The sequence below is a fragment of the Hydrogenovibrio sp. SC-1 genome (genome assembly GCF_002848135.1).
Taxonomy (GTDB): domain Bacteria; phylum Pseudomonadota; class Gammaproteobacteria; order Thiomicrospirales; family Thiomicrospiraceae; genus Hydrogenovibrio.
This window is the reverse complement of the sequence record NZ_PKGB01000010.1, coordinates 1-14,525: the sequence shown is the minus strand read 5'-3', so window position 1 is coordinate 14,525 and position 14,525 is coordinate 1. Positions and strand designations below refer to the sequence as shown.

At 44.1% G+C, this 14,525-nt stretch carries 14 protein-coding genes and 1 tRNA gene; 4 read left to right on the top strand and 11 right to left on the bottom strand.

Annotated features, from left to right (window positions below; all coding sequences use genetic code 11):
• Positions 1 to 8: 8 nt before the first annotated feature.
• Positions 9 to 809, bottom strand: coding sequence for a TOBE domain-containing protein (locus tag CYQ88_RS06865; RefSeq protein ID WP_101840619.1), 801 nt, complete (start codon positions 807 to 809; stop codon positions 9 to 11).
• A 139-nt stretch (positions 810 to 948) separates the two neighbouring features.
• Here CYQ88_RS06865 and CYQ88_RS06860 point away from each other — a divergent pair, with 139 nt between their 5' ends.
• Positions 949 to 1,899 carry an HPP family protein gene (locus tag CYQ88_RS06860; protein WP_101840618.1) on the top strand — a complete coding sequence of 317 codons (951 nt, stop codon included), beginning with the start codon at positions 949 to 951 and terminating at the stop codon, positions 1,897 to 1,899.
• 8 nt (positions 1,900 to 1,907) lie between these two features.
• On the opposite strand, the gene coaD is transcribed toward CYQ88_RS06860, so the two are convergent.
• From coaD to CYQ88_RS06835, 5 genes are all read right to left on the bottom strand, one after another.
• On the bottom strand, positions 1,908 to 2,396 hold the full coding sequence (gene coaD / locus CYQ88_RS06855) for a pantetheine-phosphate adenylyltransferase (RefSeq protein WP_101840617.1): 489 nt from the start codon (positions 2,394 to 2,396) through the stop codon (positions 1,908 to 1,910).
• A gap of 15 nt (positions 2,397 to 2,411) precedes the next feature.
• The gene (gene rsmD / locus CYQ88_RS06850) at positions 2,412 to 3,002 is read right to left on the bottom strand and encodes a 16S rRNA (guanine(966)-N(2))-methyltransferase RsmD (RefSeq protein WP_101840616.1); all 591 of its coding nucleotides are present in this window, start codon (positions 3,000 to 3,002) and stop codon (positions 2,412 to 2,414) included.
• Positions 2,992 to 5,328, bottom strand: coding sequence for a diguanylate cyclase (locus tag CYQ88_RS06845; protein ID WP_101840615.1), 2,337 nt, complete (start codon positions 5,326 to 5,328; stop codon positions 2,992 to 2,994). Before CYQ88_RS06845 ends, rsmD begins: the two co-directional genes overlap by 11 nt.
• 80 nt (positions 5,329 to 5,408) lie before the next feature.
• A complete protein-coding gene (locus tag CYQ88_RS06840) occupies positions 5,409 to 6,746 on the bottom strand; it encodes a pitrilysin family protein (RefSeq protein ID WP_101840614.1) in 1,338 nt (445 codons plus the stop codon).
• On the bottom strand, positions 6,743 to 8,113 hold the full coding sequence (locus tag CYQ88_RS06835; RefSeq protein ID WP_101840613.1) for a pitrilysin family protein: 1,371 nt from the start codon (positions 8,111 to 8,113) through the stop codon (positions 6,743 to 6,745). Before CYQ88_RS06835 ends, CYQ88_RS06840 begins: the two co-directional genes overlap by 4 nt.
• A 159-nt stretch (positions 8,114 to 8,272) precedes the next feature.
• On the opposite strand from CYQ88_RS06835, the gene ftsY reads away from it, so the two are divergent.
• From ftsY to CYQ88_RS06820, 3 genes are read left to right on the top strand one after another with little or no spacing between them, the layout of a single operon-like run.
• Complete coding sequence (ftsY, locus tag CYQ88_RS06830; protein WP_101840612.1) at positions 8,273 to 9,352, top strand: signal recognition particle-docking protein FtsY; 1,080 nt, start codon at positions 8,273 to 8,275, stop codon at positions 9,350 to 9,352.
• 9 nt (positions 9,353 to 9,361) lie between these two features.
• Complete coding sequence (locus CYQ88_RS06825) at positions 9,362 to 10,291, top strand: DUF2914 domain-containing protein (protein ID WP_101840611.1); 930 nt, start codon at positions 9,362 to 9,364, stop codon at positions 10,289 to 10,291.
• A gap of 29 nt (positions 10,292 to 10,320) precedes the next feature.
• Positions 10,321 to 10,974 carry a hypothetical protein gene (locus CYQ88_RS06820; RefSeq protein WP_101840610.1) on the top strand — a complete coding sequence of 218 codons (654 nt, stop codon included), beginning with the start codon at positions 10,321 to 10,323 and terminating at the stop codon, positions 10,972 to 10,974.
• Positions 10,975 to 11,073: 99 nt separating this feature from the next.
• On the opposite strand, the gene fabB is transcribed toward CYQ88_RS06820, so the two are convergent.
• From fabB to CYQ88_RS06795, 5 genes are all read right to left on the bottom strand, one after another.
• On the bottom strand, positions 11,074 to 12,294 hold the full coding sequence (gene fabB / locus CYQ88_RS06815) for a beta-ketoacyl-ACP synthase I (RefSeq protein ID WP_101840609.1): 1,221 nt from the start codon (positions 12,292 to 12,294) through the stop codon (positions 11,074 to 11,076).
• Positions 12,295 to 12,810: a bifunctional 3-hydroxydecanoyl-ACP dehydratase/trans-2-decenoyl-ACP isomerase gene (gene fabA, locus CYQ88_RS06810; protein ID WP_101840608.1), complete on the bottom strand. Its 516-nt coding sequence runs from the start codon at positions 12,808 to 12,810 to the stop codon at positions 12,295 to 12,297. It abuts the gene before it with no gap.
• Between the two features lie 116 nt (positions 12,811 to 12,926).
• Positions 12,927 to 13,002 (bottom strand) — tRNA-Thr (locus CYQ88_RS06805).
• Positions 13,003 to 13,049: 47 nt separating this feature from the next.
• Complete coding sequence (locus CYQ88_RS06800) at positions 13,050 to 13,802, bottom strand: type III pantothenate kinase (RefSeq protein ID WP_101840607.1); 753 nt, start codon at positions 13,800 to 13,802, stop codon at positions 13,050 to 13,052.
• Positions 13,803 to 13,822: 20 nt separating this feature from the next.
• Positions 13,823 to 14,525, bottom strand: a 703-nt coding sequence (locus CYQ88_RS06795; RefSeq protein WP_158236022.1) for a biotin--[acetyl-CoA-carboxylase] ligase, incomplete at its 5' end; no start/stop codon positions are given.

Genomic DNA, 14,525 nt, shown 5'->3' with positions numbered 1-14,525 from the left:
GTCTATCATTAGGCGTCTACGCCCATTAGCACATGCGACGCCTTAATCAATGCACAGACCGGCTTTCCAACCGACAGCTGCATTTCTTCAAGCGCACTCCGAGTAATAATTGCCGCCAGCGTATTCCCCCCCTTCAATGCCACAATCACTTCGACATTCACCGGCCCTTCGGTTATCCGAGAGACTTCACCGCATAGGGTATTGCGGGCACTGGTTTGGCCTGACGCCATAGGGCTTGCCAAAATCACCCAACTGGCTTTAACGAGTGCCCAAGCGACCTTCCCCTTTGTTAAATTCATACGCTCAATACTGTCGGTCGTTACCGTCGCTACAATTCGGTCATCACCCTGTAACTTTAAGGTTACCTCCGCATTAACCGCACCTGTTTTGATGGCTTCTACCGACCCATAAAAGGTATTACGTGCGCTGGTTTGCATTTTCATTCTCCGCATTAAAGGCAAGACATCTGCATCAGCGGCTTCCAATGACGCCATCCACTGCGCTTGCATGGCGGACAATCGCTCATAAAGCGATACAATTTGAAGCCCTTTCTGGGTTAAGGTCGCACCACCACCGCCTTTACCCCCATGCTGCCGATGAACTAAAGGCACATCCGCCAGATTATTGATAATTTCCACCGCATCCCAAGCCGCCTTATAGCTCATGCCAACCTGCTTAGCCGCTTGCGAAACACTGCCAGTGGATTCGATTGCTTGTAATAGGTGCAAACGACGGGGACTAATATCGCCACCATCAAAGTGAAGATGCCAAGGCGCATAGAAAGCGGGCATCGAATCTGACTGAGACATCAAGTTATACCTAAGTAAATATCGAATTCAAAATATACTTAAGTTTATTTCGATTGTCAATCATTAGAAAATAATTATATGATTATTCAAAATCAAACTGACGATAGGCAGATGAGATAATTTCAGGTACACTTTTGGCATGATTCAACTTTATATCAAAAAACTATCAAACTGGTTGGGGGTTTTAACATCACCTGTCAGTCATACTGAAAAATGGGTGTCCGCATTCGGGGGCTTTCTAGCCATCGCACTCATGGTGTGGGTCACACATCAATTTCTCGACTTGGACAGCAGCCTTGCGGTGATGGCCTCAATGGGAGCCACAGCAGTACTGCTGTTTGCCGTTCCCCATAGTCCACTGTCTCAACCCTGGCCAGTGATAGGCGGCAACTTGATATCGGGAACTATCGGTATTACCTGTGCCTTATATATCGAGCCGACATGGTTGGCGGCCAGTCTGGCGGTCGGCTTAGCCATTATCAGTATGTATTATTTAAATTGTCTTCATCCACCGGCTGGGGCAACCGCTTTATTAACCGTACTCGGCAGTGAGCCCATCCATCAACTTGGCTACCAATTCTTAGTCACACCAGTCCTATTAAATTTAGTATTGATTCTGGCGGTTGCCGTTAGTTTTAATCGTTTATTTTATTGGCGGCATTACCCGACATTTCTGCAAAAACCGAAAACACCGACAATCGATATGACCGACAGTTTTTCCCATGAAGATTTTCTGGCGGCATTAAAATCGGTTGATTCATTTGTCGATATTCATGAAGCTGACCTCAAGCGCATTTTAGGATTGGCCTTGGCGCACCGTCAATCCGACACTCTTACACCGGATCAAATTCAGTTAGGGGGAGTTTACAGCAACGGTAAATTAGGAAGAGAATGGTCAATGCGTCGCATTGTGGATGAATCCAGAAGTGATGATCCAAATCAGGATTTTGTGATTTTTAAACAAATTGCAGGCAATGAACGCAAAACCACCGACTGTGTCACCCGTACCGAATTTGCTCATTGGGCCAAACATGCGATGGTGATGGAAAACGGTTTATGGCACCGCCAAGACCCACTAACGCCTTCCTAAAGAGACAGTTACTGATTTAATGCCTGTTTTTGAGACAAGGCTTGCGCTACGACAGGGTGGACAAACTCTGAAACGTCGCCACCTAGCGCCGAAATTTCCCGAACCAGACTGGATGAAATAAATGCGTATTGTTCAGCGGGTGTCATAAACATGGTTTCAACATCCGGCGCCAATTTACGATTCATGGACGCGAGCTGAAATTCATATTCAAAGTCAGACACCGCGCGCAATCCTCTTAAGAGCACTTGGCCTTCCACTTCACGGACAAAATCCACCAACAACCCACTAAAACTGATGACGTCAACATGCGGTAAATGTTGGGTAACTTGTTGCGCAAGTTCGACCCGCTGTTGCAAACTGAACAAAGAGGTTTTATTGCGATTATCGGCGACCGCAATAATGAGGCGATCATAGAAACGAGCCGCCCGTTCAATGAGGTCGTAATGACCACAGGTAATCGGATCAAAGGTTCCAGGATAAACAGCGGTAATGTGCATAAACTCTCTCTTCGCTTAAACAGGGTTGCCGGATGAATGCCAAAGCGACATTTTAACTTGTGACGTCGTTTTCTCTCGATAAAGCTGCCAATTGCTTGGCAATAACGGCCAATTCAGCGATTTTTCTTGCTCTAAATAAAGCCAGGCCTGGTTATTTTGAATCCATTTTTGCTGGAAAATGGTATCTAAAACCGGTTGCATCAAACCTTTCCCAAAAGGTGGGTCTAAAAAAATCAAATCATAAGGCTGTGTGCAGGCTTGTTGTAGCCACTGCAAGCTATCGGTTTGAGTGAGCGTAGCATGGTTGATATTTAAGGTTTGGATATTTTGCTGAAGCTGTTTGACATTGTCCGCATCCAGCTCTAAAAAATCAACCCGTGATGCACCTCGCGACAACGCTTCCAACCCCAAAGCACCCGTACCCGCAAACACATCCAAACAGGTCATGCCGGCAATGTCAAACTGCAACCAATTAAATAGGGTCTCCCGCATGCGGTCACTGGTAGGTCTCAGCCCTTCTGCTGAGCGCACCGGTAATTTCCGACCACGAAAGTCGCCGCCAATGATACGAATTTGGCCTTGCGAAGGGTTACGCCTAACCGCCATCCGTCACGACTCCAGCATAAACTTGATTTCGACCTTGTTGCTTGGCATGATACATATTTTCATCTGCCCGATTCACCAATTGGCTCATTAATTCCTTAGATTGATATTCAGCGACCCCTAAACTAATGGTCTGTTGAATTTGCTCAGGATAGGTTTCTGCTTCGATTGCCTTCCGAATCTTTTCCGATAATTGCTGCGCCTGTAATAGGTTGGTATCAGGGCATATTAAAATAAATTCCTCGCCGCCCCAGCGGCCAAATACATCGGTCTTACGCACGCGATTCTGAATCACTTGGGTCGCTTGGATTAAAATTTTGTCGCCGATTAAATGACCATAGTCGTCATTAACGTGCTTAAAGTGATCCAAATCCATCATCACCAAACTTAAAGGTGCCGGGTGACGTTGGATACGAGATAATTCCTCTTCCAAGCGTTGGTCCAAGTATTGGCGATTATAGACCCCGGTCAAATAATCAGTTACCGATAAGCGGGACAGCGCCATATTGGCTTTTTGCAAATCTTGCTGCGATTGCCTCAGCTTACGGTTATAAAATATCACCACGACCAAAATCAGTAAAATCGGCGTAAAAATGGCAAAGAGCTGTTCCCAGTTATAGCGCTTTTGATATGTCACCTGTAACCATTGATTAGTCATTTCTGCTTTTTGCCTTGCGGGCATCTGCTGCAAGGTTTTTTGTAAAATGGAATGTAAAATCGGCCAATCCTTACGGATAGCAATGGCAATATCGGCGCTAAAAGGTAGTTCGCTCACTATTTGCAAATTAGTCAAGCCCAATGACTTGATACTGTGACCAATCACCGCAACATTATCAACATAGCCATAGGCCTCCCCAGAAGCAACTGCATCTAGCCCAGTGTGGACAGAAGAAACCAATAACAGAGGTTGATTTGGGAAGAGGTTTCGCATTTTATCATGCGCCGCATAATCTTTGACCACAGCAATGCGTTTGCCATCAATTTGTGACATATCGGCAATATAAGGTGAGCCTTCCCGCGCGGCAATCACCATCGGTGCTTTAAAGTAAGGCAAAGTAAATTCTAAGTAGCCCTGTCTAGCCTCAGAAGAAATGACTGCGGATAAGACATCCAACTGTTTTGCTTGAATGGCTTCCATAGTCTCCGACCAGTTAAGATTAAGTGCAGGTTGGAACTCACTCCCAGTTTGTTGCTCAATAAATTTAAACAAATCATTTGCCATACCTTGATATTGGCCTTGCTCATCGACAAACTCTAAAGGGGCATAGGCTCGATCAACCCCAACTCGAATAACTGGATGTGCTTTCAACCAGGCTTTTTCTTGTGGGGTAAATGCGATTGCACTCCGAATTGGACGATAAATACCCTTTGATAAATCAATCGGGTTTTCGATGAGTCCTTGGGTTCGAAATAAGTCAGAAATAAATTGGAGTCGCCCTTCATCCAAAGTACCAATGGGTGTGGTCTTCAACGACATTACTTCTTCAATCGCATTGGCTTCAAACATGAGATGCTCAAAACTTTTCGTTGCCGAATAGTATTCGATAATATGACGTGCTATTTCAGCCTTATGCTCCATGGCATACTGCCAGCCTCGAATAGTTGCTCGGCGCATTTTTGCCACTCTTTCAGGGTGATTTTCCTGCTCAGATTGGCTAGTAAATAACATATCGCCATAGGTATCAATACCATAGTGCATCGGATTGATAATATTAATATCGATGCCTTGCTGACGGAAAAAATAGGCTTCATTAGTTGAATAACCCGCAATCGCATCCACCTCGCCTCGAATCAACATACGTTTATCCGTTTTCAAGGTACGTTGAACCGTCGGATTAATGCCAGCCTGCTCTAACATGGCCAAGACTGAAAAACCATCGGTATCTTTTTTATAAAAGCCCATTTTCTTGTTTTTTAAAGCATAAGGACTACTAATGCCAGAGCTGGCTAAGGTGTATAACACTTGAGGGGAATGCTGAAAAATCGGCGCGACAATAACAACCGGATGCCCTTTCGCTTGGTATAACAATAAAACCGAATCGGCAATACTATAGTCAACCTGTCCGCTGATCACTTCTTGAATGGTATTTTCATGAAAGTCGCGTTCTCGGATATCAACATCCAAACCTTCTTCCAGAAAATAGCCTTGTTTTTTGGCCGCATAGTAGCCTGCAAACTGAAACTGGTGAAACCACTTGAGTTTGAGGGTAACCTTTTCGAGGGACTGAACTGACGGGGCTGGATGGGCAGCATAAGCGCCCATCGAAACGCTAGCCATCGTCAACCATAACGACGCGAGCACACAGACGTGCAAGTAACGTTTTAGCATAGAGCCTCTATCCCCAAAAAAGGCCTTTATTTTAAACCATCCATTTTCATTTAGGGAAAGAGTTTAGACAGATCAAAGCATTAGTTTGTATCACCGCTAGCGTCAAGCGCTTGTGACATGCCGAGTGTTAACGTTAGCATGGCGTCAGGATGGATTCTTTTTTGCCAAGCAGCTAACACCGTGCCTTTATCTAAAGACGCCATTTTAGCTGGAAATTGTTCTAAATAGTCCAAAGGTAAATCATAGAAGCCAATCATCGACACATAGCCTAGAATTTTCGCATTACTATCAATCCGTAATGGAAACCCTCCGACTAAATTGCTTTTAATGGCAGCCAATTTCTCGTCTGAGAAGCCTTTGATAAAGTCACCCAAGGTGGCTTTAACCACTTGATCCGCTTTAGCAAGTGAGGCATTTTTAGTCGATAACCCGATCAAAAATGGGCCTGGAACCTTCATCGGATAAAATCCACTGGAAACACCATATACCAAACCTCGCTTTTCACGAACCTCTTCCATCAATAAAGAGCCAAAACCACTGCCGCCCAGCAAATGATTACCCAAAAATAGCGCATAGTAATCTGGATCCCCTCTTTTAACACCTAATTGGGCTAGGCGATATTGTGTTTGCGTTGCCTTAAACGGGATATGTTTTTGGGTGGCTACTGTCAAACCACTGGGTTGTGGTAACGGTTCGGGAGCCTTGCCGCTTGCCAGCGGGCGGGTTAATTGTTCAGCCATTTGTTGAGCTTCTTCTCGACTGACCGCGCCAACCAAGGTAACTTGTGCATTCTCAGCCACATAATATTGGTGGTAAAAGTCTTTCAGTTGCTTTGCAGTGATCTTATCCACCGTTTCAACCTGACCTGAAACAGGGTGGCTATAAGGATGGTCGCCGTAGATCTCTGCCCAAAGTGCATCCTGAATTAAGGCTCTAGGTCGAGATTGCTTTTGTTTTAATGCCACTGTTAAACGTGCCTTTTCACGCTCAACAATCATTGGATTAAACTGCGCTTGCGTCGCTACCTCAACAAATAAATCAAACCCGGGATTTAAAATATCGGAACGCGTTAGGCTTCTAAACGACAAGCTGGCCGAATCCTTTCCAACCGATTGTCCAAACTGAACCCCCAACGCACTGAATTTTTCGGCCAGTGCATTTTCCGCCCAATTTGGCGTTTGAGTACCAATCATATTGGCAGTCATCGAGGCAAGTCCATGTTGATTGCCATCACGTGCTGAGCCAGCATCAAACCGCAATTCAATATCGACCATCGGCAATTCTGGCGCATGCACATACAGTACTTTGGCTCCGTTTGCCGTTTGCCAAGTTTGAATATCGACAGTCGCCTGCGCCTGAAGACTGAACAACCCCATTAAAATGCTCAACCATAATGACCGATAGATTGACTGCTTCATCTTTGACCTCCATGAAATGATTTGTGGGGTTTCGGTTGGGCTATCTCACCATTGGGTTTTAGGCTCGCCACTGTCACCTTATCTTTTGTGAAGTACTTTTGTGCCACTGCCTGAACCTGTTCTGGAGTAACACGCCTTAACCGTTCAATCCACTGGTCATAGGTTTCGATGGGCAACCCAATACTGGTTAAAGAACCGAGTATCATCGCTTGGGCTTCGATTGAGTCTTGATGAAAGACATATTGCGCTTCCGCCTGCGCCAAAATTTTCTGCAAATCGGACTTTTCAATTTGCTGGGCTTGCAAAGCTTCGATTTCATGCCACAAAGCCGCTTCCGCTTGCGCTAAGGTTTTGCCTTGAGCTGGCGTAGCACTGATGGTAAATAAGCTGGTGGCTCGACTGGTTTCATCATAGCGTGCTGATGCCCCTGCCAACACTTTTTGCTCTCGAATCAGATGTTTATTGAATCGAGCACTGTCATCTCCGGCAAGAACACTGGCCAACACGGATAATGCATAGACCTCTTGCGGGTCGGCCGCCGTCACCAAGGATGGCGCATGAAACCCCATCATCAAGCTGGGGGATTGCACCGCCGCCTTGAGTTCGACTCGACGCTGACCACTTTGTGGCACTTCTGCTTGTGGCTTAGGCGGCGCAATCATTTCTGGTGAGTGCTTACCATAATAGCGTTTGGCCCATTGAAACACCTGTTGCGGATCAACGTCCCCCACCACCACTAAGGTGGCATTATTGGGCGCATACCATTGTCGATACCAAGCCTGTAAGTCCTGCAATTCATAGTTTTGAATATCCGACATCCACCCAATTACCGGATGGTGGGATGGACTGTTGATAAAGGCTGTGGCTCGAAACAATTCATACAATTTCGAACGCGGATTATCTTCGGTACGCATTCGACGTTCTTCGGCAATCACATCCCGTTCCGTTTGAAAATCGGCTTCTTTTAACACCAGATGACGCATTCTATCGGCTTCCAGCTCCATGACCTTTTCTAGGTGCTGACGCCCAACCACTTGATAATAGGCCGTATAATCGTAAGAGGTAAACGCATTTTCTTGCCCCCCCAGCTTGGAGACCTGTTTTGAGAACTCTCCCGCTGCATAGCTTTTTGTGCCTTTAAACATCATGTGTTCTAACATGTGAGACAAACCGGTAATGCCGCCATGCTCATAGGTTGAACCAACGCGATACCAAACTTGTTGCACTGCAACTGGCGCACGGTGATCTTCTTTAACCAAAACTTGCATGCCATTGGCTAACTCAAATTTCGACAGCGTCGCCTGGGCCGGCAAGGCTCCAAGCGTCATCGTGGCAAACAGTATGATTTGGTTGAATTGTTTTATCATCTTTCTATTCCTCATCCGGTGGGAATCCTCTCAAATCTGTTAGTTTTGATTTATAATGGTTGGCTAATAACGTGTTCAGGCTCCATAATATAACGCAAATCAAGTGTTCAAGTATGAACGAAACTTGAAAGAATGCTACAGGGATATCAACCAATCTTTATGCTTAGTTTTTTAAAACGTTCAAAAAATCAGCCTTCAGAAGCTGCAGACAAAAGCTCAGAAATCGATTCTTTGGAGGCCTCTTCAACTGAAGCTGCGTCACCTCAAGCGGTTGACTCGTCTACCGATAGTCAGGCCAAACCCTCCAGGCCTGGTTGGTTTTCCAAGCTCAAAAACAGTTTAACCAAGACCCGTTCTGGGCTAACGGATGGTTTGAGCCGCTTGGTGTTAGGTCGTAAGGAAATTGATGATGACCTGCTGGAAGAGTTGGAAATGTTATTACTCAGTGCTGACATTGGTATTGATGCAACCGATAAAATCATTCAGCAATTGACCGAGCAGGTTTCCAGAAAAGAGTTAAAGCACCCAGAGGCGTTGATGAACGCGCTCAAACAACAACTTAACCAACTGTTAACCCCTGTATCGGTTTCGTTAGATATCCCCGCTCAGTCAAATCCTTATGTGATTTTAATGGTGGGCGTCAATGGCGTGGGCAAAACCACCACCATAGGTAAGCTTGCCAAACAGTTGCAAAATGAAGGTAAATCAGTCATGTTGGCGGCTGGAGATACGTTTCGAGCAGCCGCGGTTGAGCAATTACAAACCTGGGGCGAACGCAATCAAATTCCCGTTATCGCTCAGAAAACGGGAGCCGATTCAGCGGCTGTCATTTTTGATGCGGTACAATCTGCCACCGCTAAGAACATCGATGTAGTGATTGCGGACACCGCCGGTAGACTACACACACAAGATAACCTAATGGAAGAATTAAAGAAGGTAAAACGGGTTATCCAAAAGGTGGATGGAGACGCGCCGCATGAGGTGATGTTGGTATTAGATGCCAGTACCGGACAAAATGCGATTAACCAAGCGCAACAATTTCACAAAGCGGTTGGCGTGACTGGACTCACACTCACCAAGTTGGATGGAACGGCTAAGGGTGGGATTTTATTTGCCCTTGCCGAAAAATTGGTCATCCCGGTTCGTTTTATCGGTGTTGGCGAAGCCATCGAAGACTTAAGACCGTTTGATGCGGAACAGTTTACTGAAGCTTTATTTGATGACTCTGAAACCTCATAATCCAAAGTTATGAAATTGCCTGAAACGGACAATGCACACTATCACTATGCGTTTAAAAAAGGCTATCGACTGGCACTGGAAGGCAAACCACAATCACATATGCCCAGCCAAATCCGCCAAGACCGTGAAATGCGCACCTATTTTCAAATGGGCTGGGAACAACTCCAAGAAGAATTAAAGAATGGCGAAGAAGATCAACAACGCACTCCTTGGCGTCAACGGTTTGCGTGGTATTTAATGATGATTTTAGCCGGGATTGGTACGGCCTCTTTAATGATCACTCAAAAACAAGATGCGCAACAACAGCAACAGCAAAAAATTGATCAACCCCAGACACAGGTTGAAAAAGAACCAGGCCTGGTCACTTCTACCCCGGGAATTACCCCCGAATCCCTTAGTTTAAAAAGCCATGAGACTCAGGTCGCCACCGATAAGGCGTTGGTCAATCCAGCAACAGAATCACAACCAGACGTCAGACAACAACAGCCAGTCAAACCACAGCAAAGCTTGGAGCTGCTAAGTGATCAACAGCGACAGGATTTACAACTTACACGTTCCCAAAAGCAAAAACAGCTGAATGAGACTCAGGTCAAGTTATCGCCTGTTATGTCAAGTTCGATCAAAATCAGACAGGCTCAACTCGGTCAATCCGTAAGCAACCGTCAATTAGTGGAGCCGGTTGAAACGGTTGTTCCGAAATATATTCGAAAGCTTGCCTTTTTTACCGAAATTGAAAATGCTCAAAATACAACCATTTATCATCGGTGGGTTTATCAGAACCAAACCATGGCGACCGTTGCACTTAAAATCGAAAGCCCTGTGTATCGCACCTGGTCAACGAAACAATTAACCAGTGCCTGGGAAGGTAATTGGCATATCGATGTATTAGACGAAAATAAAAATGTGATTTTTAGGCATCATTTTCGCTATATTCAATAATACTAGTTTAATTTATGTACGGAATTAATATGGTTTTACCAAGATACTCAAAGTGGATATTCATTTTTATTGGTTTTTTAGGTGGCTGCTCCAGCACGCCTCCCAAAGATACGCATGATAATATCTGCTACTTATTTGAACATGATTCAGATTGGGAGGATGCCGCCTATGATGCAGAAAAAAAATGGGGAACACCGGCCTATATTAGTATGGCATTTATCCACCAAGAGTCTCGATTTAGCCATGATGCCAAACCTGAGAGAGACTATTTTTTAGGCATTATTCCTTTGCCCAGACGCTCATCGTCCTACGGTTATAGTCAGGCTCAGGATCCGGTTTGGTACGATTATCAAAAAGATACTGGGAACTGGTCTGCGCGACGAAGCAACATTGATGATTCTGTCGACTTTATTGGGTGGTATAACTATCAATCTTATAAACGCAATGGCATCTCACGCCATGATACCTTTAACCTTTATCTTGCCTACCATGAAGGCCAGGGTGGCTTTGCTAGAAAAACTTACAACAATAAACCCTGGCTAAAGAAAGTGGCTTACAAAGTCACTCAGCGGTCAATTCGTTATAAAAAACAACTTCGTCAGTGTGGCAACAGCCACTATACCCCCACTAAGTCGAAATCTAATCAACCTGGTAATTGCAATGCACCTTGGCCGTTTTGCTAGGGTCCAGCAAGTCTAGATTGTTCATAAAATTTAAATAAAAAAATAGCCACTCAGAGGTGGCTATCTTGTTTTAACATTTTCTTCTTGAAGCGATGTTAATTATCCTTGGTACTTCTCGAACACCAAGGAGGCATTGGTTCCACCAAATCCAAAGCTGTTACTCATCATCCGATTAAGGCCAGCATTTTCTTGTAACTCGCGTACAATCGGCATCCCGATACACTCTTCATCTAGGTTTTCGATATTAACCGAAGGTGCAATAAAGTCATTTTCGAGCATCATCAAACTATAAATAAACTCGTGCACCCCTGCTGCACCCAGTGAATGTCCAGATAAAGACTTTGTCGAACTGATTTTAGGGATGCTTTCACCAAATACTTCACGGATGGCTGCGGCTTCTTTTACATCCCCTACTGGAGTAGAAGTGCCGTGCGGGTTAATATAATCGACTTTCCCTTCAACGGTCGATAACGCCATATTCATACAACGAACAGCTCCTTCACCTGAAGGAGCGACCATATCATAGCCATCTGAGTTAGCGCCATATCCCGTAATTTCAGCATAAATTTTAGCACCTCGTGCCAAAGCATGTTCTAGCTCTTCAACGACGACCATCCCGCCACCGCCAGCAATAACAAATCCATCACGATTTGCATCATAAGCACGAGAAGCTTTTTCAGGGGTATCATTATATTTTGTAGAAAGCGCACCCATCGCATCAAATAACACCGACATGGTCCAATGAAGCTCTTCACCACCACCGGCAAACACAACATCTTGTTTACCCAATTGAATTTGTTCAACTGCTGTGCCAATACAATGCGCAGAGGTAGAACAAGCTGAACTGATAGAGTAGTTAAGTCCTTTAATTTTAAAGGGGGTCGCTAAACAGGCCGAAACCGTTGATCCCATGGTACGTGTGACCATATAAGGCCCAACCCGTTTCACACCACGATCCTGCGCGGTCAGAACGGCTCCCACAGAATTGCTGTTTGATCCACCACCAGAACCAGCGACAAGGCCAGTTCTTGGGTTAGAGATTTGATCTTCAGTTAATCCAGAATCCTTGACGGCTTGATCCATCGCGATATAACTATATGCAGCCGCATCACCCATAAAACGTAATGTTTTACGGTTAATTAATTCAGCAAAGTCTAGATTTTTGACTGCACCATGGACTTGTGATCTAAGGCCATTTTCAGCATACTCTGGTGCAAAAACAATCCCCGACTTTCCAGTGCGTAACGAAGCCGTCACTTCATCCTTATTATTTCCAAGACTGGAAACGATTCCTACCCCTGTAATCACGACTCTTTTCATTTAAAAACTATCCGTATTTGTGAATAAACCAACTTTCAGGTCTTCAGCTGAATAAATCTCTCTACCGTCAACGTAAAGCTTAGCATCACCGATTCCCATATAAAGTTTTCGCTTGATAACGCGCTTCATATCAATGACATACTCGACATTCTTTGCGGTCGGTAGAACCTGTCCATAAAATTTAACATCTTTAGATCCTAAGGCACGACCACGGCCAGGACCGCCTGTCCAGCCTAGGAAAAAACCGATTAATTGCCACATGGCATCTAACCCTAAACAACCAGGCATAACCGGATCTTCATTAAAATGACAATCAAAAAACCATAGATCTTTATGGACGTCTAGTTCCGCTCGAATTTCGCCTTTACCGTAAGCGCCGCCTTCTTCTGATATGTGCGTGATACGATCAAACATTAACATTGGCGGCAACGGAAGTTGGGCATTGCCAGGTCCAAAAAGTTCGCCTCGACCACAAGAGAGTAATTCTTCTTTAGTATAGCTAGACTGCTTTTCCATGTATTTTCCAGGTTTATTAAAATTTGACTGTATTATAACAGTAGAGGGTTTTGGATGACAATTCTATTCGTAAATACAAAAAAGCCCACTGTTCCAAGGAACGCGGGCTCTAAATATGGTGCCGAAAGAGGGACTTGAACCCCCAACCTACTGATTACAAATCAGTTGCACTACCAGTTGTGCTATTTCGGCTGAATGCGGCGTATTATAAGGCGTTAAGAGATGATGTCAATATTTTTTTAACAACTTTCTATCATTTCTACCATACCAAGCAAAGTCAGGTCATTTATTACTTCAAATGGCTTGTCTAACATTGGCAATATAGTCTCAAAATCGCCTCCTGTACCAATGCACTTAAATCGACGTCCAGTTTCTGATTCAAGGTTTTCAATTAAACTATTTAAAAAAGCACTCACCATAAACAAAGTCCCTCCTGAAATAGCACTTTCAGTGTCCTTTGCTAATAAGCCCATTTGGGCTACCGATTCGAGGTTTTCATTCTTCATTTCAGGGATTGCTGTATTTTTGAATAAAGATCCCTTCATCAAGCCTAAGCCTGGAACGATAAAACCACCATAATGCTTTTTATCAATGACCATATCAACCGTTAAAGCGGTCCCAGCATCTACGATAATGGTCGGCTGATTAGAATGAGCACAACTACCAATAATGGCCATCCAACGATCAACACCTAAGGTATCAAACTGTTCATAACCACAAACAATCCCACAACTCTCTGGTTGAGTTGTTAAAAAAGTGGGATAAACTTGAAAGCTTGTCTGAATATACTGAGTTACTCTAGCATTTAACTCTGGCTTCGCTACAGAGCAAACATAAACATTATCAACAACATCCAAGTCGAGTTCTAAAATGTTACTTAGCGTGTCTTCGACATCAGAACCGTATTTAAGAGTACCGATATATTGATAACGGTCTTTTAGTGAGGTCGCTAACTTCAGACTGGTATTACCTAATTCTATAAAAATGTTCATAAATAATTAATTCATTATCCCTAATTCGCTCTGATTGAAACACGGCTAGATTGGTAAGTTAGTAAATCATTTCCTGCTTGTAGAACCAATTCTGCTTGGTCATTCACACCAATATACCGGGCCTCGATACTGTGATCGGTATCATACACAATCACTGGTTGATTAGGATAAAAATAATCATAAAGTGACCATTCTTCACCTGAAAAAGAGCCTAATGCAGTAGCATCCGAAAAATGTTCGTATAAAGCTTGGCTGAATTCTGATAAAAATAAATCACGATCCAACTGTTCAACTTGCCCAACAGGATAATTCTTATCAACAAGGCTAGGAACGGTAACCAAGTTAATGCCAATGCCGATCACCAAAAAGGTCTGGTTGGTTGATGAATTTCTAGCCACTTCTAATAAAATACCTGCAACCTTACCTGATCTATTAAATAAATCATTTGGCCATTTCAAGCGTATTTTATCGGTAGAAAATGCTGTTAGAGATTTTTGTAATAGTAATGCGACCTGTGCACTCATCATGCCAGAGACTGGTGAATTTAAAACAACGGCATAAGATATTGCCAAATTGCCATGATCATGTTGCCAGGAACGTTCTCTTTGACCATAGCCATGGGTTTGATGATCTGTTATACATAGAGTATTACTCGTCAAAGTACCCGCACGAATCAATCTTTTGAGATAAGCACTTGTAGAGTCAACTTGTGATAAATGCAAA